Below are 24,636 nucleotides of genomic sequence, written 5' to 3' on the forward strand. Positions count from 1 at the left end.
ATCGAGCGCACGGGAACCTTAACGAGGGGAATGGAAGAGTGATCAGTTCACGCGCAGAACGAGGCCGCGGCTGGGCACGGTGTCCGCCTCGCCCGGCATGGAGACATAGGGCGACGTCTCCTCGGCACGTGTGATGACGCCCTTCGCCTCGAGGTCGGCGATCCGCGCGGCAAAACCGGCGTCCCACAGCGTGTTCTTGACCGTCAGCACGATTATCCCGCCCGGCCGGCAAATGCGGATCAGTTCGTCGAGCCCCTCGGCACCGACATGGCCCGAGGTGAAGACGCCGGCCGATATGATCCCGGCATAGGCATTATCGGCGAAAGGCAGCGGGCCGCCGAGCGCCAGGCAGTGAAGCGCCGAATAGACACCCTTGCGCTCCGCTTTGGCCAGCATGCCCGCCGAGATGTCGAGTGCCTCGACCTGCGGATAGCCCGCGATCTTCAGCCACTCGCCGATGAGCCCGGTGCCGGCACCGGCATCAAGGAGCGGTGCCGCGCCGCGCGGCAGGTGGCGGGCAAGCAGGGCGAGGCAGATGGTCGGATGGCGATAACCGGCCGCCGACATGTCGGCGTCGTAGGTGTCGGACCAGCGGTCGTAGAGCGCCGCCACTTCTTCAGGCCGCTTCGCTGCATAGGCCGCGGCGAGCGCGCCTTCATTTTTCCAGTCCGCCATCGCAGTCCCGTCCGCAAAATCAAAGTGCAGCAGCGTCCTTCCGCGTCCGACAGGACCGTGCGACGCTGGAGTGAATCGCATGCCGCCGATGATAGCCAAACGGCGAAATTTGTGGAACCGTCGTGGCCACAAATAAAGACGCAAAGAGGGCGGAAGCGATGGTGGACGAGGAAGCACGTGCGGCGCTTGCAGCCATTCCGGGGCTGGCCGGTTACGAGGGACCCTTGGAGCGGCTTGGCGGCCTCACCAACCTCGTCTTCAGGGCTGGAGATGTCTGCCTGCGGATTCCCGGCAAAGGCACCGAGGAGTATATCAATCGCGCCAACGAGGCGGTGGCGGCGCGGGAAGCCGCCAAGGCCGGCGTCAGCCCCGAGCTGCTGCATGTCGACGGCGAGACAGGCGTGATGGTGACGCGTTTCGTCGTCGGCGCCGAGACGATGTCGCCGGAAAAATTCAAGACCCGGCCGGGTAGTCCGGCGCGCGCCGGCAAGGCCTTCCGCAGGCTGCATACATCCGGCGCGGCGTTTCCCTTCCGCTTCGAGCTTTTTGCGATGATCGACGATTATCTGAAGGTGTTGTCGACCAAGGACGTCGCCCTGCCTGCCGGTTACCACGACGTCGTGCTCGAGGCGGAAACCGTGCGCTCGGCCCTTGCCGCGCATCCCGTGCCCCTTGTCGCCTGCCACTGTGACCCGCTGTGCGAAAACTTCCTCGATGCGGGCGACAGGATGTGGATCGTCGACTGGGAATATTCCGGCATGAACGATCCGCTCTGGGATCTCGGCGACCTCAGCGTCGAAGGACAATTCGACATCGCACAGGAGGAAGAGATGATGCTCGCCTATTTCGCTGGCGAGCCGACACCGGCGGAGCGCGGCCGCGTCGTCATCTACAAGGCGATGTGCGATCTCTTGTGGACGCTGTGGGGGCTGATCCAGCTTGCCAACAGCAATCCGGTCGACGATTTCCGCGCCTATGCCGACCGCCGCTTCGCGCGCTGCAAGGCGCTGATGGAGACGGCCGACTTCTCAAGGCATCTGGCGGCAGTGCGCGGTTAGGTCTGGAATTCTGAACCTTAGTTGACACCTTTCGGCACGTTTTCCGGCGGCACCGCGTCGACCACCTTCTGGCGATGGAAGATGAACAGGCCGGCCAGCACGATGATGCCCGAGCCGATCAGGATGCGCGGGCCGGGCATGTCGCCGAAGAAGGCCAGCCCGAAGATGACGGCCCACAGCAGCAGGCTGTAATGCAGCGGCGCCAGCGTCGAGGCAGGCACCAGCTTCAGCGCCCTGGTGATCATCAGATGCGCGCCGCAGGAGACGATGCCAAGAAGCAGCATCGCGCCGAAATCGAGCGAGGACGGTGTCTGCCAGTTGCCGATGGTGAGAAATCCGCCGACCAGCAGCGTGCCGATGGTTTGCCAGGTAACCAACGAGGTGTCGCTGGTGCCACGCAACCGCCGGTTGAGGATGATGGCGAAGGCGAATGAAATGCTTCCGGCCAGCGCGAAGGTCGACGACAGCGAAAACGCGGCCGAGGACGGCTTGAGCATGATCAGCACGCCGCAGAAGCCGACCAGGATCGCCATCCAGCGGCGCCAGCCGACCTTTTCACCGAGCAACAGGTGCGACAGGGCCGCCACGTAGATCGGTCCGGCCATGTAGAAGCTCATGACGTCGGCGAGCGGCAGATAGACGACGGCGGCATAGAACAGCGCCGTGTCGAGGGTGGTCATGACGACGCGCAAGACCTGCAGTTCCAGGCGCTCCATGCGGAACAGCTTGGCCGTGCCTTGACGCGCGATCATCGGACCGAGCACGAAAAAGGCGCCGATGGAACGGATCAGCACGACCTGGCCGACGGAAAAGCTGGCGACCAGCCACTTGCCCATCGCATCGTTCAACGCAAACAGAAAATCACCGGCCAGCATCAGCAGAATGCCAGCGAGCAGCACGTTCCTGATCGTCGAATTCTGGGCTGTTGGCTGTGCCATGCCGATGTCGCTTCCTCCCGCATGAAAGCTCGGTGAGCAGCGTCGTAGACGCAAGCAGCCGCTTTGACGAGCGGAAATCGGGAGACCGGCCAGACCAGAGCCGGAAATCGGCTGGGCCTATGGCGCAGATCGCAGCTTGAATGGCCGCTCTGCGGCTAAGCTAAGGGTTGCGCCTACTTTGGCCGTGGCCGAATGATGACGGGACGATAGATCACCGGCCGGTCCCAAGGATCGAAAGCCGACGCACTTCTCAGGTCAGCGCGCCGCGCAAGATCGATGCGCTGCAGACATTCGGCGAAGGCGTCATTCTTCCTGACGAAGCCGTAGGATCGGCATTTCGCCTCGTCCGCGGCACGACGGTCTTCGGTCGTCATGCAGCCTGCACAGGTCGCCGCCAACGCGACCACCATCGCCGTCTTGTGCCACATCGTGTCCTCTCGCCATAAAAGTGGAGACTGACTGTAGACTTAAGATCAGGACCTATCAATCTGATCGACGTGTGCGGCCTGATGCAGGCTCAACATCTTATCGGGCCTGCCAATTATTGGTCATGAAGTGGCGGGCGATGTCTGCGGCTCACTGTTCCCGGCCGCCCAGCGATCGAAAGCCGCGTTTCCTGCCTGGCCCGCTCGGCCACCACCTTGCCTCTGGCGATGACGCAGAGGCGCTCGGGGCGCAGGCGCAAGGCCTCGACCGGGTCGCCGGCATCAAGGACGACGAGACTGGCGCGCTTGCCGACCGCCAGGCCGAGATGGTCGAGGCCCATGATGGCGGCGTTGACGTTAGTGACCATGTCGAAGCAGCGTGCCATGTCGGCCGGGCTCGACATCTGGGCGACGTGAAGGCCCATGAAGGCGACATCGAGCATGTCGGCGGTGCCCAGCGAATACCAGGGGTCGAGCACGCAATCCTGTCCCCAGCCGACGCGGATGCCGTGGGCAAGCATTTCCTTGACGCGCGTCAGGCCGCGGCGTTTGGGGAATGTGTCGTGGCGGCCCTGCAGCATGATGTTAATCAGCGGATTGGGGATCGCCGAGACGCCTGCCTCGGCGATCAGCGGCAACAGCTTCGAGATGTAGTAATTGTCCATCGAGTGCATCGAAGTAAGATGCGAGCCGGCGACCCTACCCTTCAGGCCGAGGCGCTGCGTCTCATAGGCCAGTTGCTCGATATGGCGCGACAGCGGATCGTCGGTCTCGTCGCAATGCAGGTCGACCATCAGGCCGCGTTCTGCCGCGATTTCGCACAGTTCCGTCACCGAACGCGTGCCATCGGCCATGGTGCGCTCAAAGTGCGGAATGCCGCCGACGATATCGACCCCCATGTCGAGCGCTCGAACGGTGTTATCGCGCGCCGTCGGCGAGCGATAAAGCCCATCCTGCGGGAAGGCGACCAATTGCAGGTCGATATAGGGCGCGACCGTCTTCTTCACATCGAGCAGGGCTTCGACCGCCAGCAGCCTCGTATCGCAGACATCGACATGGGTGCGGATGGCGAGCAGGCCCATGGACACCGCCCAGTCGCAATAGGCGAGCGCGCGCTCGCGCACCGCTTCGTGCGTCAACAGCGGCTTCAGTTCGCCCCACAGCGAAATGCCTTCCAGCAGCGTGCCCGACGCGTTGATGCGCGGGATGCCCAGGGAGAGCGTGGCGTCCATGTGAAAATGCGGATCCACGAAAGGCGGCGAGATCAGATTGCCATGGGCGTCGATCGCCGTGCCCGCGCTAACGTTCAGCTGCGGCTCGATGGCCGCGATCGTCTCGCCGATGATGCCGATATCGGCGATCGTGCCGTCGGGCAGCATGCCGCCGCGGACGATAAGGTCAAAATCCATCCACCGTCATCCCTTTGAAGAAGCGAACCTATTCCGGCACATACCTTACCGCACCCTTTGCAGCACTGGTCGCCATCGAGGCGTAGGCGCGCAAGGCCATCGTCACCTTGCGCTTGCGCTTTTCCTCTGGCTTCCAGGCGGCAGCTCCCTTTGCCTCCATCGCGGCGCGCCGGGCGGCCAGTTCGGCATCGTCGACGGCAAGCCGGATGGTGCGGTTCGGGATATCGATCTCGATCGTGTCGCCCTCATGCACCAGCCCGATCAGCCCGCCTTCCGCCGCCTCGGGAGAGGCATGGCCGATCGACAGGCCGGAGGTGCCGCCGGAAAAGCGGCCGTCGGTGACCAGCGCGCAGGCTTTGCCGAGGCCCTTCGATTTCAAATAGCTGGTCGGGTAGAGCATTTCCTGCATGCCGGGGCCGCCGCGCGGCCCTTCGTAGCGGATGACGACGACATCGCCGGCCTTGATCTCGTTGGACAGGATCGCCTTGACGCTGGCGTCCTGGCTTTCGAACACCCTGGCCGGGCCGGTGAATTTCAGGATCGATTCATCGACGCCCGCGGTCTTAACGATGCAGCCGTCGAGCGCCAGGTTGCCCTTGAGCACGGCAAGGCCACCGTCCCTGGAAAAGGGATGCTCCGCCGAGCGGATAACGCCGGTTTCGCGGTTCGTGTCGAGATCGTCCCAGCGCCGGTCTTGGCTGAAGGCGACTTGCGTCGGCACGCCGCCCGGTGCGGCGAGGAAAAAATCGCGAACATTCTGGCTTGACGTGCGCGATATATCCCAATGGTCGAGCGCTTCGCCGAGGGTCCGCGTATGTACGGTCGGCAGGTCGCGGTTGATCAGTCCGGCGCTATCGAGCTGGCCGAGGATCGCCATGATGCCGCCAGCGCGGTGGACGTCCTCCATGTGGACGTCGGCCTTGGCCGGAGCCACCTTGCACAACACCGGAACCCGCCGCGACAGCCGGTCGATGTCCTCCATGGTGAAGTCGACCTCGCCCTCATGCGCGGCAGCCAGGATGTGCAGCACGGTGTTGGTCGAGCCTCCCATGGCAATGTCGAGCGTCATGGCGTTCTCGAAGGCGCCCTTCGAGGCGATGCTGCGCGGCAGCGCCGTGTCGTCGTCCTGCTCGTAGTAGCGCTGGGCGAGATCGACGATCAGATGGCCGGCCTCGACGAACAGCCGCTTGCGGTCGGCGTGCGTTGCCAGCGTCGAGCCGTTGCCGGGCAGCGAAAGGCCGAGCGCCTCGGTCAGGCAGTTCATCGAATTGGCGGTGAACATACCTGAGCAGGAGCCGCAGGTCGGGCAGGCCGAGCGCTCGATGGTCTTGACGTCCTCGTCGGAGATCTTGTCGTCGGCGGCAGCGACCATGGCATCGACGAGATCGAGCGCCTGCGTCTTGCCGGCGAGCACCACTTTGCCGGCTTCCATCGGCCCGCCGGAGACGAAGACTGTCGGGATATTGAGGCGCAGCGACGCCATCAGCATGCCCGGCGTGATCTTGTCGCAATTGGAGATGCAGACCATGGCGTCGGCGCAGTGGGCGTTGACCATATACTCGACCGAGTCGGCGATCAGCTCGCGCGAAGGCAGCGAATAGAGCATGCCGTCATGGCCCATGGCGATGCCGTCGTCGACAGCGATGGTGTTGAACTCCTTGGCCACGCCGCCAGCCTTTTCGATCTCGCGGGCGACCAGCTGGCCGAGATCCTTGAGATGGACGTGGCCCGGCACGAACTGGGTGAAGGAATTGACCACAGCGATGATCGGCTTGCCGAAATCGGAATCCTTCATGCCGGTGGCGCGCCACAGGCCGCGGGCGCCGGCCATGTTGCGGCCATGGGTGGTGGTGCGGGAGCGATAGGCAGGCATGAATTTTCCTTGACTGGCCGGCGGCGCTCGATGGGAGCGCGGCGGCGCTGAATTCGACCGCAGGCGTTATAGACGCCGACGCCTGGTCTGGCCACAATTTTGCGCCGCGCCAGATTCTTTCGAAAATTTCGATGCCACTGTCGGATTGCGTGCCGAGCAGCCGTCCTTGGGCAAACGGCAAGAGGATGGCAGCATTCTCGGAGCCAGCCGTTTCACCGTGATAGCAACCGAAAACAGCCCGAGGAGCAAGCAAATGCAAAAGATCACCCCCTGCCTGTGGTTCGACGCCCAGGCCGAGGAGGCCATGAACCACTACATCTCCATCTTCAAGAACTCGAAGGTGCTGAGCGTGATGCGCTGGCCCAAGGGCAGCGGCGATAATGAGGGCAAGGTGCTGGTGACCTATTTCGAGCTCGACGGCGTGCAGTTCCAGGCGCTCAACGGCGGGCCGCAATTCAAGTTCACCGAGGCAGTCTCGCTCTCCATCGACTGCAAGACGCAGGAGGAGGTCGACTATTTCTGGGACAGGCTCATCGAGGGCGGTGGCGAGCCCAGCCAGTGCAGCTGGCTGAAGGACAAATTCGGCGTCTCCTGGCAGGTCGTGCCGGAGCAATTGCCGAGGCTGCTGCAGGACCCCGACACAGAAAAGGCCGGCCGTGTCATGCAGGCGATGATGCAAATGACCAAGATCGACATCGCCAAGATCGAAGAGGCAGCCAAGGGCTGAGGGAAGGCGACCTCCCCTTCTCCCCTTGTGGAAGAAGGTGGCCGAGCGAAGCTCGGTCGGATGAGGGGTGCTGGAAGGATCGCTACCTTGAAGAGGTAAACGCCTAGAACCCTTCGACGTTTCACGCCGAGTTTCTTCCAACACCCCTCTTCCGTCTCGGCGCTGCGCGCCGATCCACCTTCCCCCACAAGGGGGGAAGGGAGGGCCGCAGCTCAAGCCGCCTTGTCGCGGACCTGATAATCCTTGACCGCGGCGAAGCGGATCGCCTTCCAGCGTTCGGCCTCGTAGTTGAGCGAAAAGGCGTGCTGGGCCAGGAACACCGGATCGTGGTCGAGGTCGCGGGCAATGTCGCCGCGATGCGCCTCGATGAAGCGATGCATCTCGGCCTTGTCGTCAGCCGATATCCAGCGACAGACCGAAAAGCGCGACATCTCGAAATCGACGGGCAGCGTGTACTCGATGCTCAGCCGTTCCTTCAGCACGTCGAGTTGCAGCGCGCCGACGACGCCGACGATGGCCGGTGAACCGTCCTCCGGCGAAAACAATTGCACGACGCCTTCCTCGGCCATCTGGTGCAGCGCTTCCTTCAGCTTCTTGGCCTTCATCGCGTCGCCGAGGCGGACGCGGCGCAGGATTTCCGGCGCGAAATTCGGCACGCCGCGGAAAAGTATCTCCTCGCCCTCGGTCAGTGTGTCGCCGATGCGCAGCGTGCCGTGGTTGGGGATGCCGACGACGTCGCCGGCAAAGGCCTCGTCGGCAGTGACGCGGGTGCGGGCGAAGAAGAATTGCGGCGCCGACAGGCTCATCGGCTTTCCCGTGCGCACCAGTTTGGCTTTCATGCCGCGCTCGAGCTTGCCCGAGCAGACGCGGACGAAGGCGATACGGTCGCGGTGGTTGGGATCCATGTTGGCCTGGATCTTGAAGACGAAGGAGGTCATCTTGTCCTCGGTCGCCTCGACCTTGCGGGTGTCGGCGTCCTGCGCGCGCGGCGGCGGCCCGTAGGCGCCAAGCGCTTCGATCAGGTCGCGCACGCCGTAATTGCGCAGCGCCGAGCCGAAATAGACCGGCGTCAGATGGCCCTCGCGAAACGAGTCGATGTCGAGCGGACGGCAGGCTTCGCGCGCCAGCTCGAGCTCCTCGATGAAGGCTTCGCGCTCGTTCTCCGGCAACAGCCCGGCGACGCGGTTGGAATCGGGACCATTGACCGGCGTGCGTTCCTTCTCCGCGTCGCCCTTTCGCACGGCGTTCAGCGCCAGGTGGTAGGTGCCGGAAAAGGTTTTGCCGCGGCCGATCGGCCAGGTGATCGGCGCGGTGTCCAACGCCAGCTTCTGCTCGATCTCGTCGAGGATCTCGAACGGGTCGCGGCTTTCGCGGTCCATCTTGTTGACGAAGGTGATGATCGGGATATCGCGCAGCCGGCAGACCTCGAACAGTTTTAGCGTGCGCGGCTCGATGCCCTTGGCGGCGTCGATGACCATGACCGCCGCGTCGACCGCCGACAGCGTGCGATAGGTATCGTCGGCGAAATCCTCGTGGCCGGGCGTGTCGAGCAAATTGAAGACATTGTCCTCATACTCGAAGGTCATCACCGAGGTGACGACCGAGATGCCGCGCTCGCGCTCGATCTTCATCCAGTCCGACCGGGTCTGGATGCGATCCTTCTTGGCCTTGACCTCGCCGGCAAGCTGGATGGCGCCGCCGAACAGCAGCAGCTTTTCGGTCAGGGTCGTCTTGCCGGCGTCCGGATGCGCGATGATCGCGAAAGTGCGGCGGCGCGCCACCGCGTTCGTGATGTCTTCAGCCAATTTATGGAATCCCATGTGGTGCGCGGGCTTCTAGCAGCGCTTTTGTGGCCTGTCGAACAGTTTTGGGCAGTTGCCCGGTCTTGAGATAGGGTTGCCGCAACGACATCAGAAGACCCGATTCGACAAAGGACCATCGATGAGCGCAGCCAAGCAAGTCATCGTCGTCGGCGCCGGCATCATCGGCGCGTCCATCGCCTGGCATCTGGCGAAGGCCGGCGCGAAGGTGACGGTCATTGCCGACAGCGGCGCCGGCGGCGTCGCGACGCCGAATTCCTTTGCCTGGATCAATGCCAGTTGGGGCAATCCAGAAGCGTATTTCCGGCTGCGCACCCGTTCGATGGCCGAATGGACGCGGCTTGCGCATGACGTGCCCGACATTCCGTTGGAATGGTGCGGCGGCCTGTGCTGGGACCTGCCGCCGGCCAAGTTGGAGGCCTATGCCGTCGAGCATTCTGCCTGGGGCTACGGCATCGAGCGCGTCGACCGCGTGGGAGCCGCACGTATAGAACCCAATTTGACCGAGCTTCCCGATTTCGCCCTTCACGTCGCTGAGGAGGGCGTGGCCGAGCCGGTCGCGGCCACGCAGACGCTGCTGGCCGACGCCGAGCGGCTTGGCGCGCGGGTGATGACCGGCACGACAGTCACCGCGCTGATACAGACCAATGGTAGGATTACCGGCGTGGATACGTCAGGCGGACGGATTGCCGCCGACGAGGTGGTGATCGCGGCCGGCGCCGGCTCTCCGGCAATCGCTGCGACGGCCGGGATAAAACTGCCGATCGAGACGCCGCCCGGCCTGATCGTCCACTCACGCCCCTACGAAAGGCTGCTCAACGGCCTGGTGATCGGCGATCGGCTGCATATGCGCCAGACTGCCGAGGGCCGCATCATCGCCGGTTCGGATTTCGGCGGCGCCGATCCGGGCTTGGATGCCGAAGCCACCGCCCGCGAGCTGTATGCGGCGATGAAGAGCATGCTGCGCGACGCCGGCGGGCTGGAACTGGATTTCCGCACCGTCGGCTACCGGCCGACGCCGATCGACGGCTTTCCGATCATCGGGCGGGCTCAAGGCGTGGGCGGCCTCTATGTCGCGGTCATGCATTCCGGCATCACGCTGGCGCCTGCGGTCGGCCTGTTCGCCGCCCGGGAAATCCTCGACGACGCGCGCGACCCGCTGCTTGAGCCTTATGGGCTGACGCGGTTTGCTCAATAACTGGCGGCCGGCGAAAGCCGCCGGTCAGCGGCGCCATCGCCTTGGCGATGCCAAGCAGCCGCGATTCGGACCAGCGGCGGCCGACCAGTTGCAGGCCGATGGGCAGGCCGTCGCGGTCCTGCCCGCAGGGCAGCGACAGTGCCGGATGGCCGCTATAGTTGAACACCGCGCCGTAGGCCGGCAGCAGCCAGTAGCTCTGCTCCCTGTCATCGACCTTGATCGGTGTTCCCGGCTCGCAATGCGGGAAGGCCGTGGTCATGGCGACGGGGCAAAGCAAGACATCGCAACCTTCGAAAAAGCGGTCCCAGGCAAGAATTGACTGGTCGCGGCGGGTGAGCGCCTCGAACCAGCGCGAGACCGGTGTCGGTTCTTCTAACGGCTCCGGCTGCACAGCCTCCAGCATCATGCCGATCAGCGCGCTGCCTTGCGTCAGATCGTCATGCAGGTCGAGCGTCGGCAGTCTTGCTTCCTCGACGGCGACCCCCGCAGACTTGAGTTGCTCGGCCAAACTTTCGACCGCGGCCCTGATCTCGCCGGCTACCGGAAAACCCGGAAAGGCCGGCGCGAAAGCGATGCGCAGGGTCTTGGGATCAACATCCGGCGTGCCCTCGACAGGCACCGGCGCAAGATCGGTGTCGCTGCCATCCGGCCCTGCTATGATCCCCAGGATCAGCGCTAGATCGTCGACGTTGCGGGCCAGCGGACCGATACAGGACATCAGCCGCACGCTGCGCGGCGCACCGGCGGGATCGGGAAAGGCGCCGGCCAGGGAGACGCGATGCTCGGTCGGCTTGAGGCCGTAGACGCCGCAAAAGGCTGCAGGCAGGCGGATCGAATCCTGCATGTCGGTGCCGACCTCGAATGGTGTCATGCCGGTGCTGAGCGCTGCCGCGGCGCCGCCGCTGGAGCCGCCGGCGGTGCGCGAGAGATCCCATGGATTATTGGTGCGGCCGAACAGCGGATTGTTCGATTGCCAGTCGCCCAGCATCGTTGCGACATTTGTCTTGCCGACCAGCACTCCGCCGGCCACCTTCAACCTGAGAACGACCGGGCTGTCCTTTCTCGCCACATAGTCGGCAAAGGGCGGGAAGCCGACCGTGGTCTTCATCGCAAGTGTTTCGTGCGTGTCCTTCAGCGTGAACGGCACACCGTGCAGCGGCCCGAGAGCGTCGCCGCGCGCCTGGGCTTCGTCGGCTTTCTTCGCTCGAGCGCGAGCCCCTTCCCTGTCGAGCGTGACGACCGCGTTGACCGCCTCATTTTGCCTGTCGATCTCAGCCAAATGCGCGTCCAGCGCTTCCACGGCGGAAATCTTGCGGTCGCGGATCGCGGCAGCCAATTCTCTGGTGGAGGAAAAGACGTCCATGACCAATGCTCCGGCTTGCTAGCGGCGCCAGCCTCACCAAATGGCGGGCTATGGCGCGTCTTCAAGCCGAATTCAGCATTCGAGGACAGGCGGTGCTTGATCGGAATTGCGCTGCGAGGGTCTGCTGAGGTCGGCGCTGTCCCGCGATGTTGCCGCGATAGCGAGGAATCTACACGGCCAGCGCCAGTCTTACCGGCTCGGGCGCAAACGGACGAATGGTCATGCCGTCTCTGGTGATGGTGACGAAGCTAGAGGGCGGGATCGGCTGCCAGTCGCCGCCATCACGATCGAAAGGCTCCGACATAAGGCATCGCCCGCCGCCATTGCGGAAGACGGAGGTGTAGAGCGTCGGCGCGTGGGCATCGGTCGCATAGCGCACCGCATGGAGCGATTCGCCGTCCGACAAGGCGGCGGTAAGTCTCAGCGCCGGTTCGAAGCCGGCGCGGCGCGAGGCGTCCATAACGCGGCTGGTGGCGCGGAGAACAGCGCCCTCCGGATCACTCGACAGCCCTTCGTCGATCATCAGGAGAAAGAAGAGTTCGGAATCGGTGGTGCCTTCGCGCTGGGCGAAGCCAGCGTCAGAGAGCGAATTTTCCAGCGCGCGGCGGATTCTTTCGAAGCCGCCGATCTGGCCGTTGTGCATGAACGACCAGCGGCCGGCAGTGAAGGGATGACAGTTCATGCGGCTGGTGGCGCCGCCGGTCGAGGCGCGCACATGGGCGAGAAACAGGCCGGATTTGATCTGCCGGCACAGGCTCTTCAGATTGGGATCGGACCAGGCCGGCAGAATGTCGCGATAGAGACCCGGTTCGCGCCGATCACCGTACCAGGCGAGACCAAAGCCATCGCCATTGGTCGGCGACTTGGCTTCCTGGGCGCAATGGCTCTGGGCGATCAGCGAATGGCAGGGTGCCGTGACGATGTCTTCGAGAAAGACCGCTTCGCCAAGATAGGCCGCCCACCGGCACATCGCTTAATCTTCCCTCAGGCGCGATCCATGCGAGCCGCAGGCTCCTTGATTGGGTGTGTGCCTCTGCTGTGCGTGCGCTCATAGAGCTCGCGAACGATTCGGCTGGCCGTAGTCTCAAACACAAACGGCAAGAAAGCGTGAATGAGCGCGGCGAACGCCGCCATGAACAGGCGCGAGCAGAACCACGCCGCGAAGGCCATATGGCTGAAATAGGTCTCGCCCACCTTGGCCGGGTGAGAGGTAAAGAGCCTTGCAAGCCGTGTCGTCATGGTGATCCCTCCTACCGGGACAAGCCCCGATGCTGAGTATTCTGGCACGAGCTTTTGGTTCATTGGTCCCAAATCATCCTTGTGTTTGGCCAATTATTGGGACAAACATCCCACATGCCGCTGGAAATCGATGAGATCGACCGAAGATTGCTGGCCGAGTTGCAACGCGACGGCACATTGTCGGTCGACCAATTGTCGGAAAGAGTGTCGCTGTCGCGCAACGCCTGCTGGCGCCGGGTGAAGCGGCTGGAAGAAGACGGCGTCATCACCGGCCGGGTGGCGCTGGTCGATGCCGACAAACTTGGACTCGGCCTCTCGGTGTTCATCCTGGTCCGGACCTCCAACCACGATCCGGACTGGCTGCAAAAATTCCGGGCGGCAGTGAGCGGCTTTCCCGAGATCACCGGCGTCTACCGCATGTCCGGCGACCTCGATTATGTCTTGCGTGCCCGCGTCGCCGATGTGAAGGCTTATGACCGGCTCTATCAACGGCTGATCGCCAAGGTGGCGCTGTCAGACGTTTCGGCCTCCTTCGTCATGGAGGAGATCAAGGAGACGACGGTCGTTCCCATCGAACTGCGCTGAAGCGGAACTGCGCTGAAAGAAAGCCGTTGATAGCCTAGCCGCCGAGTTGACCGAATCGGCGTTGACAGCGATAGGATCAGCCTCATGCGCGCAGCACTCTACACTTCCTCTGTCATCGGTCCGGCCGTCGGCTTCGTCAGGTTGCCGCATGGTGAAGGCCTGCCGCTTCCCGCCTACGAAAGCACGGGCGCCGCCGGCATGGATCTGCGCGCCGCGGTGCCGGACGACCGGCCGCTGCTGATCCTGCCGGGAAAACGCGCGCTGGTACCGACCGGGCTGATCCTGGAGATCCCGGAGGGCGTGGAAGGCCAAGTCCGGCCGCGTTCAGGCCTCGCCTTCAAGCACGGCCTCACCTGTCTCAACACACCGGGCACCATCGACAGCGACTATCGCGGCGAGGTCAAGGTGCTGTTGATCAATCTCGGCGACGAGGATTTCGCGGTGACGCGTGGCATGCGGATCGCCCAGATCGTCTTCGCCCCGGTGACGCAGGCGACGGTCGAGGAGCGCACCTTGGCCGGCGGCACGGCACGTGGCTCCGGCGGCTTCGGATCGACCGGCACGGCCTGATGTCCCTACCCAAGCTCGTCATCTTCGATTGCGACGGGGTTCTGGTCGACACCGAGAACCTGGCCAATCGGCGCCTTGCCGAATGGCTCAGCGCTGCCGGCTATCCGGCGAGCTTCGAATATTGCCGCAAGAATTTCTCTGGCCGCAGCATGGTCTCGGTGCAGAAGGAAGTCGAGGCGACCGGCGTCAGCCTCGGCGCCGATTTCGTCGAACGCTGGAACGCCGGCCTGCCGGACCTGTTCGCGCATGGCGTCGAAGCCGTCCCCTATGTCAGGGAGTTCATCGAAGCCGTGCACGCGGCCGGCATCGCAACTTGCGTCGCTTCATCGGCACGGGTGTCTAAAATGCACATCACGCTCGGCCAGACCGGGCTGCTGCCGCTGTTCGAGCATGCGCTGTTCAGCTCGACCATGGTCTCGCGCGGCAAGCCGTTTCCCGACCTGTTCCTGCATGCCGCAGGCACGATGGGCTTCGCGCCCGCCGACTGCATCGTCATCGAGGACAGCGTCGCCGGGACATTAGCCGGCATTACCGCCGGCATGCGCGTTTATTCCTATCACGGCGACCCGCATTCCGACCGCGACGGCCTGACCGAGGCCGGCGGCATCTTGTTCGACGACATGCGCGAACTTGCCGGGCTGGTGCCGATCCACTGATCTAATCTTCAGGCTTGTTATCCGGCTGTACGCCTCGGTCGTCCGTGCTAGCTTGCGGACGCTCGACCGTGGGAGGCGCCAGCGTATGAATTCCATCCTGCTTCGCTTCGTCCTCGCCTGTTTGCTGCTGCCGTGCCTGTGGACGACGGCCGGCGCGCAAGACGGCAGCTTCCCGGACCTTGGCAGCGCCGTTCCCGGCCACCAGGACACGACCTATTTCGACCTCGCCAGGATGGTCATTCCCGATCTGGCGGCGGACAAGGACGGCTTCTACCGGGGTTCTATGCCGATCGAGATGCGCCATATCGAGGGTCCGGATAGCGGTGGCTCGCCGCCCGAAACGTCGGGCCTTTCCAACGCCGCCGCGCTGGACATCAAGGCCGGCGGCAAGGATCGGCTGGCCATGCTGTTCGACCTCGGCAGCTCCTCCGACAGCGCCGAGGGTTTCGCGGTGCTGGCGCTCTACGATCTTGCCGGCAAGCCGAGACTGCTCGACGCTGTCAATGTCGCCGTCGACCGAAGCAACTCTTTCCGCGATCCGGGCAAGCTGCCGATCGGGCCCGGTGATGACGCGATCATCACCCTGAGCACGCATTTCAATTCGAGCCAGGGCTATATGAGCACGCCCCTGATCCTGGTCCGCGACGACAGGTTCGAACTGATCGACATGATCTATACGTTCGACGAGTCGCTGTGCGCCTACAAGCGCACGCAAGAATTGACCTTTCAGACCGTTGCGGACGGCCAGCCCTATGCGGCCATCAAGGCGACGGTGACCGATGCCACCGTGCCGAATGGCGAAAGCTGCGACGATCCGGCGCCCGAGGCTTCCTCGCGCGACATCTCCGCCACCTACCATTGGGACGGGACCGCATACGTCAAGGGGTCCGACGCATTGGACAAATTGGCAGGAGAGAACGCCAATCGCTTCTGAACCAATCGCATTCGTTTGCCCGTCGGGCAGTGGCGGGATAAAATGCGCTTCGCACTCTGGGGAGCATCCATGGACAAGGGCAAAATCTTTCGCGACCTGCACAGCTCGATCTTCGTCATGCCCAACCCCTGGGACGTCGGCACGACGAAACTGCTGGCCTCCTTCGGTTTCAAGGCGTTGGCGACGACCAGCGCCGGCTTTGCCTTTTCGCGCGGGCTGCCCGACGGCGCGGTGACCTTCGAGGCGATGATCCACCACTGCCGCGACGTGACGGCGGCGACCGGCCTGCCGGTCTCGGCCGATCTCGAGAAGGGCAAGGGCGACAGCGCGACGAGCGCCGCCGAGACCGTCTTTGCAGCCGAGGCGGCAGGCCTCGCCGGCTGCTCGATCGAGGACCACACCGGCGAGCCCGACAAGCCGATCTACGATTTTTCGCATGCTGTCGAGCGCGTCGCCGCTGCAGCGGAGGCGGCACGGGCGCTGAAGCACGACTTCGTCTTCACCGCGCGGGCCGAGAATTTCCTGTGGGGCAGGCCCGACATCGACGACACGATCAAGCGGCTGCAGGCCTTCGAGAAGGCCGGCGCCGACGTGCTCTATGCGCCGGGCATCAGTGACATCGAGACGGTGCAGACCGTCTGCTCGGCGCTGACCAAGCCGGTCAACGTCATGGTGAGGCCCGGCTTCACTATCGCCGATCTTGCCCTGGCGGGGGTCAAGCGCATTTCGCTCGGGCCCTGGCTCACCAATTTCGCCTTCGGCATGCTGGAGACGGCGGCGCGCGAGATCCAGCAGGACGGCACCTTCGGCTTCACCCGCACCGCCATGCCATTCGGCAAGCTGCAGGCGCTGTTTGCCGAACCCAAAGCATGACGCTCACCGTCGTCGACATGCACACCGGCGGCGAGCCGCTGCGGATCGTCACCGGCGGTTATCCCAAGATCCCCGCAGGCACCATTCTCGAAAAGCGTGCCTATGTGCGCGACCACCTCGATCATCTCAGGAAGATCCTGATGTTCGAGCCGCGCGGCCATTACGACATGTATGGCGCGCTGCTGGTGGAACCCGACCTGCCCGGCGCCGACCTCGCGGTGCTGTTCATGCACAATGAGGGCTATTCGACGATGTGCGGCCACGCCATCGTCGCGCTCGGCCGCTACGCCGTCGACGAAGGGCTGGTGGCGCGGCAGGAGCCGCTGACTACAGTCAACATCGAAGCGCCGTGCGGGCTGGTCGTCGCCTCGGTCGAGGTGCAGGACGGCAAGGCCGGTGCGGTGTCGTTCGAAAGCGTGCCGGCCTTTCTGTTCGCCCGCGATCAGGAGGTCGAATTGCCGGGCTTCGGGGCGATCGGCTTCGACATCGCCTATGGCGGCGCCTTCTATGCGCTCGCCGATTGCCGCCAGTTCGGGCTGGAATTCGGCAAAAACCGCGTGCGCGACTTCGTCGATGCGGCGACGGCGCTGACGGAGAAGCTGAAGAAGGAATTCCCGCTGTCGCATCCCGACCATGCCGACCTTGCCTTTCTCTACGGCACCATCCTGACCGACGGACAGGACGTATTCTCCGATAGCCCGACCAAGAACATCTGCGTCTTCGCCGAGGCCGAGGTCGACCGCTCGCCGACCGGATCCGGCGTCACAGCGCGGCTGGCGGCAATGCATGCCAAGGGCGAAATCGCCGGCCAGACGCGGCTGTTCGAGAGTATCGCCGGCTCGCGCTTTTCCGGCAGCGTGGCGAGGATCGCGAAAGCCGGGCCGCATGACGCCATCATCGCCCGTGTCGGCGGCCGCGCCTTCTACTGCGGCCGGGCCGAATTCATCGTCGAACCCGACGACGAACTGGGACGCGGTTTTCTCTTACGCTAGCGCCGGGCCCACAAACGAAACGGAGCGTAACGTTTGGGTGCGTACCGGAAGCACCGGACACCGCCATTCGCACCCCGGCATCACCTGAGCATCAGCACTCCTAAGCCGCTTCCCGCGCCGAGATCGCCTTGTGCAGGTGCACCATCATGGCGGCGGCGAACAGCGGCGTCAGAAGGTTGAGCAGCGGCACGGCGAGGAAGCCAGCGACAACCAGCCCGGCGAGGAACACGGTGACGGCATGTTTTTTGCGCAACGCCCGTGCCTCGGCCTCCGGGCGAAAGCGCATAGCGGCGAATTCGAAGAATTCGCGTCCCAGCAGATAGCCGTTGACGATGAAGAAGGCGGCGATGTTGATGCCCGGCACCAGCAGAAGCAGCAAGGCGACGATGTTGCCGAGGATGACGACACCGAAGAATCTTATCGCCAGCACCATCGAGCGCAGTGCCGGCATGGCGCGGCCGGGCGGGTCGTTGGGATAGTCGGTGCGCTCGACCACTTCGGCGACGTCGTCGAGAAACAGGCCGGCGATGATCGCCGTCACCGGCGCGATCAGCAGCGCCAGACCCAGCGCGAGACCGATCCCGGCGACGATGACGCCCAGCCATCCGGCCCAGGACGGCAGGCTGGGCAGCCATGCGTCGATCCATGGCCAGGCCAGCCATTCGAACAGGCCCTCGATTGCGAACCACAGCGCGGCGAGCGCCAGCAAGGTCAGGCCCAGCGTCTTCACGAACACCGAGCGGAATTCGGGCGAGAACAACCGGCTGGCGGCGGCGCGGACGGCGCTAGAGATCACGGCGTTTCCAATTCCATGGCTGGGTGTCTCCGAGGTAGGCGGAGACAGGCGCACGGCGCGAGCGGTGCATCTGCCGTTCGACCAGATTAATAGATCTCGACCCTAGGCAAAGCCGTATCAAATCGCTAGACCCGCCCGCGGCCGGCGTGCCAGAAAGCCGGCGATTTTTCGCGGAGACATCATTGATGCCGAACTATGACGTGCTTTGTATCGGTAATGCCATCGTCGACATCATCGCGCAGTGCGACGAGGCATTTCTGGAAACGAACGGCATCATCAAGGGCGCGATGAATTTGATCGATACGAGGCGCGCCGAGTTGCTCTACAGCCGCATGGGCCCGGCGATCGAAGCCTCCGGCGGCAGCGCCGGCAACACGGCGGCGGGCGTCGCCAGCTTCGGCGGACGCGCCGCCTTCTTCGGCAAGGTCTCGAACGATGCGCTCGGCGAAATCTACGCCCATGACATCCATGCGCAGGGCGTCGCCTTTGACACCAAGCCGCTCAATGGCGAGCCACCGACGGCGCGCTCGATGATCTTCGTTACCCCAGACGGCGAGCGCTCGATGAACACCTATCTCGGCGCCTGCATCGAGCTCGGGCCGGAAGATGTCGAGGCCGACAAGGCGTCGGGTGCGGCGGTCACCTATTTCGAAGGGTATCTGTGGGACCCGCCGCGTGCCAAGGAAGCGATCCGGCAGACGGCCAAGCTCGCGCATGCCGCCGGGCGCGAAGTGTCGATGACATTGTCGGATTCGTTCTGCGTCGACCGCTACCGCGAGGAGTTTCTGGACCTAATGCGCTCGGGCACCGTCGACATCGTCTTTGCCAACAGCCACGAGATCAAATCGCTCTACCAGACCGCCTCGTTCGACGAGGCGCTGGCCCAGATCCGCAAGGACTGCAAGATCGCGGCCGTCACGCGCTCGGAAATGGGCTCGGTCATCGTGCGCGGCGACGAGACCGTCACCGTCGACGCGACCAAAATCCGGGAGCTGGTCGACACCACCGGCGCCGGCGACCTCTATGCCGCCGGCTTCCTCTACGGCTACACGCAAGGGCGCAGCCTGAAGCATTGCGGCGACCTCGGCTCGCTGGCGGCCGGGCTGGTCATCCAGCAGATCGGGCCAAGGCCTCGGCAGAACTTGCGCCACGAGGCTGAGCAGGCGGGGCTGCTGTAGGGAGGCGGCACCTCTTCCTTCTCCCCTTGTGGGCTCTGGAGCACCCCTCATCCGACCGAGCTTCGCTCGGCCACCTTCTCCCACAAGGGGAGAAGGAAGAGGCGCTCGCTCCTCACGCCCCCGCCGTGTACGCGGCGATGGCCGCCATGTTGACGATATCGCTGTCCTTGGCGTTGAGCGAGACGATCTGAACCGGCTTGTCCAAGCCGACCAGCAGCGGGCCGATGACGGTCGAGCCGCCGAGTTCCTGCAGCATTTTGGTCGAGATCGAGGCCGAGTGGAAGGCCGGCATGATCAGCACATTGGCCGGACCGGTGAGCCGAATGAACGGGTATTGCGCCATGGCACGCGCGTTGAGCGCCACGTCGGCGGCCATCTCGCCGTCATACTCGAAATCGACGCGCCGCTTGTCGAGGATGCGCACCGCTTCCTGGACGCGCTCGGAGCGCTCCCCCTGCGGATGGCCGAAGGTGGAATAGGCAAGCATGGCGAGCCTTGGTTCATAACCCATGCGGCGGGCAAAGCCGGCGGCTTCCTCGGCGATGTCGGCGATCTGTTCGGCATTGGGCATGTCGTGCACGGCGGTGTCGGCGACAATCACGGTTCGGCCCCGCGCCAGCACGATCGAGGCGCCGATGACGCGGTGGCCGGGCTTGGCGTCGATGGCACGGCGGATGTCGTCGAGCGCCGTGGAATAGTTGCGGGTGACGCCGGTGACGATGCCGTCGGCGTCGCCCAGCGCCACCATGCAGGCGGCGAAATGGTTGCGGTCGTTGTTGATCAGGCGCTGGCAATCGCGGAACAGGAAGCCCTTGCGCTGCATGCGCTCGTACAAATAGTCGGTGTAGACGCCATTGCGGCGCGACAGCCGCGCGTTGATGATCTCGATGCCTTGCTTGCCAAGCTCGATGCCGGCGTTCCTGGCATTCTCCTTGATGATGTCGTCGCGGCCGAGCAGGATGGCGGTGCCGAGCCGCTGATTCACATAGGAGACGGCGGCGCGCATCACCTGCTCCTCCTCGCCCTCGGCGAAGACGATGCGCTTGGGCTGGCGGCGCACGCGGTCGTAGATGCGCTGCAGCGTCGAGGCGATCGGATCGCGGCGGGCGGAAAGCTCCTGCGCGTAGCGGTCGAGGTCGAGGATCGGCTTGCGCGCGACGCCGGACTCCATCGCTGCCTTGGCGACCGCGATCGGAATGGCCGAGATCAGGCGCGGATCGAACGGCACCGGGATGATGTAGTTGGGGCCGAATTTCGGCCGCATGCCCTGGTAGGCGGCGGCGACGTCGTCGGGCACATCCTGGCGCGCCAGTTCGGCGAGCGCACGCGCCGCGGCGATCTTCATGTCGTCATTGATGGTGGTGGCCCGCACGTCCAGTGCGCCGCGGAAGATGTAGGGGAAGCCGAGCACGTTGTTGACCTGATTCGGATAGTCCGAACGCCCTGTGGCCATGATGGCATCGGTGCGGATTTCGGCGACTTCCTCCGGCGTGATCTCGGGATCGGGATTGGCCATGGCGAAGATGATCGGCTTCTCGGCCATCGACTTCACCATCTTGGTGGTCAGCGCGCCCTTGGCGGACAGGCCGAGGAACACGTCGGCACCGTCCAGCGCCTCGGCCAGCGAACGCGCGTCGGTCTTGACGGCATGCGCCGACTTCCACTGGTTCATGCCTTCGGTGCGGCCCTGGAAGACGACGCCTTTGGTGTCGCACAGGATGATGTTCTCGGGCGCAAAGCCCATCGCCTTCATCAGTTCGATGCAGGCGACGCCGGCCGCGCCTGCGCCATTGCAGACCATTTTCGTGGTCTTCATGTCGCGGCCAGTGATTTCCAGCGCGTTGATCAGGCCGGCGGCCGAGATGATGGCGGTGCCGTGCTGGTCGTCATGAAAGACCGGTATGTCCATCAGTTCGCGCAGCCGCTGCTCGATGATAAAGCACTCCGGCGCCTTGATGTCTTCCAGATTGATGCCGCCGAAGGATGGACCGAGGAAACGCACGCAATTGATGAACTCGTCGGCATCCTCGGTGTCGACCTCGAGATCGATGGAATCGACGTCGGCGAAGCGCTTGAACAACACCGCCTTGCCTTCCATCACCGGCTTGGCGGCCAGTGCGCCGAGATTGCCGAGGCCGAGGATGGCGGTGCCGTTGGAAATGACGGCGACCATGTTGCCGCGCGCCGTGTAGTCGAAGGCGCGGCTGGGATCCTCGGCGATGGCAAGGACGGGAACCGCGACGCCCGGCGAATAGGCGAGGCTGAGATCGCGCTGCGTCGCCATCGGCTTGGTGGCGACGATCTCCAGCTTGCCGGGGCGGCCCATGGCGTGGAATTCCAGCGCCTCCTGCGCACTGACGGAGGGTCCGGGGTTTTCGGTTTTCCTGGCCATGATGCTTTCGATTTCCTCACCCGTGCGGCACCGCTTGAGACGGGTGCAATGCTTTCTTTTGTGGAACGTTCGGGATTAAGGCTACACTTCGCCGCTGTAAACCGCCAAGCAGATGGCTTGGCAAATTTTGGAAGCAGCTTCTTGAACGACGAAACGCCCATTCGCAGCGACAGCGCTACGACGGCCTTTGCGCCGGCGACGCCGATGATGGAGCAGTATATCGAGATCAAGGCGGCGAACCCGGATTCGCTGCTGTTCTACCGCATGGGCGATTTCTACGAGCTGTTCTTCGACGACGCTGAGAAGGCGAGCCGGGCGCTCGGCATCGTCCTGACCAAGCGCGGCAAGCACCAGGGCCTCGACATCCCGATGTGCGGTGTGCCGGTGCTTGCCGCCGACGACTATCTGCAGAAGCTGATCGGACAAGGGTTCCGCGTCGCCGTCTGCGAGCAGATCGAGGATCCGGCCGAGGCGAAGAAACGCGGCGGCAAATCGGTGGTGCGACGCGACGTGGTGCGGCTGGTGACGCCAGGCACGATCACCGAGGACAAGTTGCTGGCGCCGTCGGAATCGAGTTTCTTGATGGCACTTGGCCGGGTCAAAGGCGGAGCGGAACCAAGAGGCGGGGAGCGCGGCAACGCGACAGGGAGCCAAGGAAGTTTTGCGCTGGCCTGGATCGAGATATCGACCGGCGCCTTCCGCGTTGCCGAGACCACCGCCGACCGGCTGCTCGCCGATGTCTTTCGCGTCGACCCACGCGAGTTGATCGTCGCCGAGCAGGTGTTTTACGACGCCGAGCTGAAACCGGTGTTCGATGTGCTCGGCCGGGTCGCCAATCCGCAGCCACCGAGCCTGTTCGATTCAGCGTCGGCCGCCGGGCGCATCGCCCGCTTCTTCGAGGTGGCGACGCCGGACAGTTTCGGCACGTTTTCCCGCGCCGAACTATCGGCGATCTCAGGCGCCATCGCCTATGTCGAAAAGACGCAGAAGGCCGAGCGGCCGCCGCTGTCGCGGCCCGAGCGCGAGGAGCAGGGTTCGACGCTGTTCATCGATCCGGCGACACGCGCCAATCTGGAACTGCTGCGCACCCTGTCCGGCAGCCGCGAGGGTTCGCTGTTCAAGGCGATCGACCGCACGGTGACCGGCGGCGGCGCGCGGCTGCTCGCCGACCGGCTGATGGCGCCACTGACCGACCCGGCGGCAATTGGTGCGAGGCTGGATTCGGTATCGTTCTTCCGCTCCGAGACGCGACTGTGCCAGGCGGTGCGGGCGGGCCTGAAGAGTGTCGCCGACATGCCCCGCGCCCTGTCGCGGCTGGCGCTCAACCGCGGTGGCCCGCGCGACCTCGGCGCGCTGCGTGCCGGGTTCGAGGCAGCCGGCGCTATTGCCGAACTGTTTGGGGCGACCGCCCTGCCGCAAGAACTGGCGGCGGCGCTGGCGGCGATCGAGGCGCTGCCACGCCCGCTGGCCGAGCATCTGACGCAGGCGCTTAGTGACGAGCTGCCGCTGCTCAAGCGCGACGGCGGCTTCGTCCGTTCCAGCTATCATGGTGAGCTCGACGAGTTGCGGGCGCTGCGCGATGAATCGCGCAAGGTGATCGCCGGGCTGGAGCGCTCGCTGATCGACGAAACCGGCATCCGCTCCCTGAAAATCCGGCACAACAATGTGCTTGGCTACTACATCGAAGTCACCGCCAACCACCATGCGATCATGACGAGCAGCGATGGGGCGAAGGCGCGCTTCATCCATCGCCAGACCATGGCCAACGCCATGCGCTTCACCACGACGGAACTGGCCGAGCTGGAATCGAAGATCGCCAATGCCGCCGACCGGGCGCTGGCGATCGAGCTTGCCGCCTTCGACAGGCTGACGGCGGAAGCGGTCGGCCAGGTGGACAAGATCCGCGCCGGCGCCGATGCGCTTGCCGTGCTCGACGTGTCGTCGGCACTTGCCTTGCTTTCCGAAAGCGAGGCCTGGTGCCGGCCCATCGTGGACGCGAGCCTCGCCTTCGCAATTTCGGGCGGGCGGCATCCGGTGGTCGAACAGTCGCTGCGGCGTTCGGGCGAAGGACCGTTCGTCGCCAATGATTGCGATTTGTCGCCGGAAGGCGACGCCAAAAACGGCGCGATCTGGCTGCTGACCGGCCCCAATATGGGCGGCAAATCGACCTTCCTCAGGCAGAACGCGCTGATCGCCATCCTCGCCCAGACCGGCTCCTTCGTGCCGGCGGCATCAGCTCATATCGGCGTCGTCGACCGGCTGTTTTCACGTGTCGGCGCTTCCGACGATCTGGCGCGCGGCCGCTCGACCTTCATGGTCGAGATGGTCGAAACGGCGGCGATCCTCAACCAGGCCGGCGAGCGCGCGCTGGTGATCCTCGACGAGATCGGCCGCGGCACCGCTACCTTCGACGGCCTGTCGATCGCCTGGGCGGCCGTCGAGTATCTACACGAGAAGAACCGCTGCCGGGCAATCTTCGCCACCCACTTTCACGAGATGACGGCGCTGGCCAGCAAACTCGCTCGACTGCACAATTTCACCATGCGGGTCAAGGAATGGGAGGGCGACGTGGTCTTCCTGCACGAGGTCGGCAAGGGTGCCGCCGACCGCTCCTATGGCGTGCAGGTGGCGCGTCTGGCCGGCCTGCCGGAAGCGGCGGTCGGGCGGGCCAGGGAAGTGCTGCACCAGCTGGAAGCGGGCGAGGTGTCGGGCAAGGCAAACCGGCTGGTCGACGATCTGCCGCTGTTTTCGGTGGCGGTGAAGCGAGAGGCGCAAAAGCCGGCAAAGAGCGATGGACTGAGCGCGGCGCTAGGGGAGATGAATCCCGACGAGATGACGCCACGGGAGGCGCTGGAGGCGCTGTACAGATTAAAGGGAATGGCGGGGAAGTAGTCAGGCTTCGTACGATAGCGCTCTACGGCGCCCCCCTCTGTCC

The 24,636-nt window shown here is 64.4% G+C and carries 22 protein-coding genes; 11 read left to right on the plus strand and 11 right to left on the minus strand.

Annotation, left to right across the window (positions count from 1 at the left end; genetic code table 11):
* Window positions 1–42 precede the first annotated feature (42 nt).
* Entirely contained in the window at window positions 43–675 is a 633-nt protein-coding gene (locus AC0L3I_RS04785) for a class I SAM-dependent DNA methyltransferase (RefSeq protein ID WP_473526135.1), read from the minus strand.
* 158 nt (window positions 676–833) lie between these two features.
* Here AC0L3I_RS04785 and AC0L3I_RS04790 point away from each other — a divergent pair, with 158 nt between their 5' ends.
* Window positions 834–1,733 (plus strand): phosphotransferase, encoded by a 900-nt coding sequence (locus AC0L3I_RS04790; protein WP_473526245.1) that lies wholly within the window; start codon window positions 834–836, stop codon window positions 1,731–1,733.
* A 17-nt stretch (window positions 1,734–1,750) separates the two neighbouring features.
* On the opposite strand, the gene AC0L3I_RS04795 is transcribed toward AC0L3I_RS04790, so the two are convergent.
* The 4 genes from AC0L3I_RS04795 to ilvD all read right to left on the minus strand — a co-directional run bounded on the left by AC0L3I_RS04795 (window position 1,751) and on the right by ilvD (window position 6,378).
* A complete protein-coding gene (locus tag AC0L3I_RS04795; RefSeq protein WP_473526136.1) occupies window positions 1,751–2,671 on the minus strand; it encodes a DMT family transporter in 921 nt (306 codons plus the stop codon).
* 173 nt (window positions 2,672–2,844) lie between these two features.
* A complete protein-coding gene (locus tag AC0L3I_RS04800; RefSeq protein ID WP_473526137.1) occupies window positions 2,845–3,099 on the minus strand; it encodes a hypothetical protein in 255 nt (84 codons plus the stop codon).
* A 113-nt stretch (window positions 3,100–3,212) separates the two neighbouring features.
* Window positions 3,213–4,505 carry an amidohydrolase family protein gene (locus AC0L3I_RS04805; protein ID WP_473526138.1) on the minus strand — a complete coding sequence of 431 codons (1,293 nt, stop codon included), beginning with the start codon at window positions 4,503–4,505 and terminating at the stop codon, window positions 3,213–3,215.
* Between the two features lie 28 nt (window positions 4,506–4,533).
* Complete coding sequence (ilvD, locus tag AC0L3I_RS04810) at window positions 4,534–6,378, minus strand: dihydroxy-acid dehydratase (RefSeq protein WP_473526139.1); 1,845 nt, start codon at window positions 6,376–6,378, stop codon at window positions 4,534–4,536.
* A 253-nt stretch (window positions 6,379–6,631) separates the two neighbouring features.
* Between ilvD and AC0L3I_RS04815 the strand changes: the two genes are divergently transcribed.
* Complete coding sequence (locus AC0L3I_RS04815; RefSeq protein ID WP_473526140.1) at window positions 6,632–7,105, plus strand: VOC family protein; 474 nt, start codon at window positions 6,632–6,634, stop codon at window positions 7,103–7,105.
* A gap of 212 nt (window positions 7,106–7,317) precedes the next feature.
* On the opposite strand, the gene AC0L3I_RS04820 is transcribed toward AC0L3I_RS04815, so the two are convergent.
* Complete coding sequence (locus AC0L3I_RS04820; RefSeq protein ID WP_473526141.1) at window positions 7,318–8,910, minus strand: peptide chain release factor 3; 1,593 nt, start codon at window positions 8,908–8,910, stop codon at window positions 7,318–7,320.
* Between the two features lie 136 nt (window positions 8,911–9,046).
* Between AC0L3I_RS04820 and AC0L3I_RS04825 the strand changes: the two genes are divergently transcribed.
* Window positions 9,047–10,123 carry an NAD(P)/FAD-dependent oxidoreductase gene (locus AC0L3I_RS04825; protein WP_473526142.1) on the plus strand — a complete coding sequence of 359 codons (1,077 nt, stop codon included), beginning with the start codon at window positions 9,047–9,049 and terminating at the stop codon, window positions 10,121–10,123.
* On the opposite strand, the gene AC0L3I_RS04830 is transcribed toward AC0L3I_RS04825, so the two are convergent.
* The 3 genes from AC0L3I_RS04830 to AC0L3I_RS04840 all read right to left on the minus strand — a co-directional run bounded on the left by AC0L3I_RS04830 (window position 10,020) and on the right by AC0L3I_RS04840 (window position 12,725).
* Entirely contained in the window at window positions 10,020–11,486 is a 1,467-nt protein-coding gene (locus AC0L3I_RS04830) for an amidase (protein WP_473526143.1), read from the minus strand. The two genes, AC0L3I_RS04825 and AC0L3I_RS04830, sit on opposite strands and share 104 nt — an antisense overlap.
* Before the next feature lie 169 nt (window positions 11,487–11,655).
* The gene (locus tag AC0L3I_RS04835) at window positions 11,656–12,456 is read right to left on the minus strand and encodes a class II glutamine amidotransferase (protein ID WP_473526144.1); all 801 of its coding nucleotides are present in this window, start codon (window positions 12,454–12,456) and stop codon (window positions 11,656–11,658) included.
* A 14-nt stretch (window positions 12,457–12,470) separates the two neighbouring features.
* Entirely contained in the window at window positions 12,471–12,725 is a 255-nt protein-coding gene (locus AC0L3I_RS04840) for a DUF6356 family protein (RefSeq protein WP_473526246.1), read from the minus strand.
* Window positions 12,726–12,839: 114 nt separating this feature from the next.
* Here AC0L3I_RS04840 and AC0L3I_RS04845 point away from each other — a divergent pair, with 114 nt between their 5' ends.
* From AC0L3I_RS04845 to AC0L3I_RS04870, 6 genes are all read left to right on the plus strand, one after another.
* Window positions 12,840–13,310 (plus strand): Lrp/AsnC family transcriptional regulator, encoded by a 471-nt coding sequence (locus AC0L3I_RS04845; protein WP_473526145.1) that lies wholly within the window; start codon window positions 12,840–12,842, stop codon window positions 13,308–13,310.
* Window positions 13,311–13,394: 84 nt separating this feature from the next.
* On the plus strand, window positions 13,395–13,880 hold the full coding sequence (gene dut / locus AC0L3I_RS04850; RefSeq protein WP_473526146.1) for a dUTP diphosphatase: 486 nt from the start codon (window positions 13,395–13,397) through the stop codon (window positions 13,878–13,880).
* Window positions 13,880–14,536 (plus strand): HAD family hydrolase, encoded by a 657-nt coding sequence (locus AC0L3I_RS04855; protein WP_473526147.1) that lies wholly within the window; start codon window positions 13,880–13,882, stop codon window positions 14,534–14,536. The genes dut and AC0L3I_RS04855 overlap by 1 nt, the downstream gene beginning before the upstream one ends.
* Before the next feature lie 85 nt (window positions 14,537–14,621).
* Window positions 14,622–15,470 carry a hypothetical protein gene (locus tag AC0L3I_RS04860; protein ID WP_473526148.1) on the plus strand — a complete coding sequence of 283 codons (849 nt, stop codon included), beginning with the start codon at window positions 14,622–14,624 and terminating at the stop codon, window positions 15,468–15,470.
* A gap of 69 nt (window positions 15,471–15,539) precedes the next feature.
* Window positions 15,540–16,343 carry an isocitrate lyase/PEP mutase family protein gene (locus AC0L3I_RS04865; RefSeq protein WP_473526149.1) on the plus strand — a complete coding sequence of 268 codons (804 nt, stop codon included), beginning with the start codon at window positions 15,540–15,542 and terminating at the stop codon, window positions 16,341–16,343.
* Window positions 16,340–17,335, plus strand: coding sequence for a proline racemase family protein (locus AC0L3I_RS04870; protein WP_473526150.1), 996 nt, complete (start codon window positions 16,340–16,342; stop codon window positions 17,333–17,335). Before AC0L3I_RS04865 ends, AC0L3I_RS04870 begins: the two co-directional genes overlap by 4 nt.
* A gap of 100 nt (window positions 17,336–17,435) precedes the next feature.
* Here AC0L3I_RS04870 and AC0L3I_RS04875 read toward each other — a convergent pair whose 3' ends face one another.
* Window positions 17,436–18,131 (minus strand): sulfate transporter family protein, encoded by a 696-nt coding sequence (locus AC0L3I_RS04875; RefSeq protein ID WP_473526151.1) that lies wholly within the window; start codon window positions 18,129–18,131, stop codon window positions 17,436–17,438.
* Between the two features lie 185 nt (window positions 18,132–18,316).
* Here AC0L3I_RS04875 and AC0L3I_RS04880 point away from each other — a divergent pair, with 185 nt between their 5' ends.
* Window positions 18,317–19,309 (plus strand): adenosine kinase, encoded by a 993-nt coding sequence (locus AC0L3I_RS04880; RefSeq protein ID WP_473526152.1) that lies wholly within the window; start codon window positions 18,317–18,319, stop codon window positions 19,307–19,309.
* Window positions 19,310–19,421: 112 nt separating this feature from the next.
* Here the strand turns inward: AC0L3I_RS04880 and AC0L3I_RS04885 are convergent, their stop codons facing one another.
* On the minus strand, window positions 19,422–21,701 hold the full coding sequence (locus AC0L3I_RS04885) for an NADP-dependent malic enzyme (protein ID WP_473484123.1): 2,280 nt from the start codon (window positions 21,699–21,701) through the stop codon (window positions 19,422–19,424).
* Between the two features lie 141 nt (window positions 21,702–21,842).
* Between AC0L3I_RS04885 and mutS the strand changes: the two genes are divergently transcribed.
* A complete protein-coding gene (gene mutS, locus AC0L3I_RS04890) occupies window positions 21,843–24,593 on the plus strand; it encodes a DNA mismatch repair protein MutS (protein WP_473526153.1) in 2,751 nt (916 codons plus the stop codon).
* Window positions 24,594–24,636: the final 43 nt, after the last annotated feature.

It is taken from the genome of Mesorhizobium sp. WSM4840 (assembly GCF_055811755.1).

What these genes read in the sequence shown, in the direction of transcription:
- AC0L3I_RS04785 (WP_473526135.1), bottom strand. Translation starts at nt 675, where the DNA reads ATGGCGGACTGGAAAAATGAAGGCGCGCTCGCCGCGGCCTATGCAGCG.
- AC0L3I_RS04790 (WP_473526245.1), top strand. Translation starts at nt 834, where the DNA reads ATGGTGGACGAGGAAGCACGTGCGGCGCTTGCAGCCATTCCGGGGCTG.
- AC0L3I_RS04795 (WP_473526136.1), bottom strand. Translation starts at nt 2,671, where the DNA reads ATGGCACAGCCAACAGCCCAGAATTCGACGATCAGGAACGTGCTGCTC.
- AC0L3I_RS04800 (WP_473526137.1), bottom strand. Translation starts at nt 3,099, where the DNA reads ATGTGGCACAAGACGGCGATGGTGGTCGCGTTGGCGGCGACCTGTGCA.
- AC0L3I_RS04805 (WP_473526138.1), bottom strand. Translation starts at nt 4,505, where the DNA reads ATGGATTTTGACCTTATCGTCCGCGGCGGCATGCTGCCCGACGGCACG.
- ilvD (WP_473526139.1), bottom strand. Translation starts at nt 6,378, where the DNA reads ATGCCTGCCTATCGCTCCCGCACCACCACCCATGGCCGCAACATGGCC.
- AC0L3I_RS04815 (WP_473526140.1), top strand. Translation starts at nt 6,632, where the DNA reads ATGCAAAAGATCACCCCCTGCCTGTGGTTCGACGCCCAGGCCGAGGAG.
- AC0L3I_RS04825 (WP_473526142.1), top strand. Translation starts at nt 9,047, where the DNA reads ATGAGCGCAGCCAAGCAAGTCATCGTCGTCGGCGCCGGCATCATCGGC.
- AC0L3I_RS04830 (WP_473526143.1), bottom strand. Translation starts at nt 11,486, where the DNA reads ATGGACGTCTTTTCCTCCACCAGAGAATTGGCTGCCGCGATCCGCGAC.
- AC0L3I_RS04835 (WP_473526144.1), bottom strand. Translation starts at nt 12,456, where the DNA reads ATGTGCCGGTGGGCGGCCTATCTTGGCGAAGCGGTCTTTCTCGAAGAC.
- AC0L3I_RS04840 (WP_473526246.1), bottom strand. Translation starts at nt 12,725, where the DNA reads ATGACGACACGGCTTGCAAGGCTCTTTACCTCTCACCCGGCCAAGGTG.
- AC0L3I_RS04845 (WP_473526145.1), top strand. Translation starts at nt 12,840, where the DNA reads ATGCCGCTGGAAATCGATGAGATCGACCGAAGATTGCTGGCCGAGTTG.
- dut (WP_473526146.1), top strand. Translation starts at nt 13,395, where the DNA reads ATGCGCGCAGCACTCTACACTTCCTCTGTCATCGGTCCGGCCGTCGGC.
- AC0L3I_RS04855 (WP_473526147.1), top strand. Translation starts at nt 13,880, where the DNA reads ATGTCCCTACCCAAGCTCGTCATCTTCGATTGCGACGGGGTTCTGGTC.
- AC0L3I_RS04860 (WP_473526148.1), top strand. Translation starts at nt 14,622, where the DNA reads ATGAATTCCATCCTGCTTCGCTTCGTCCTCGCCTGTTTGCTGCTGCCG.
- AC0L3I_RS04865 (WP_473526149.1), top strand. Translation starts at nt 15,540, where the DNA reads ATGGACAAGGGCAAAATCTTTCGCGACCTGCACAGCTCGATCTTCGTC.
- AC0L3I_RS04870 (WP_473526150.1), top strand. Translation starts at nt 16,340, where the DNA reads ATGACGCTCACCGTCGTCGACATGCACACCGGCGGCGAGCCGCTGCGG.
- AC0L3I_RS04880 (WP_473526152.1), top strand. Translation starts at nt 18,317, where the DNA reads ATGCCGAACTATGACGTGCTTTGTATCGGTAATGCCATCGTCGACATC.
- AC0L3I_RS04885 (WP_473484123.1), bottom strand. Translation starts at nt 21,701, where the DNA reads ATGGCCAGGAAAACCGAAAACCCCGGACCCTCCGTCAGTGCGCAGGAG.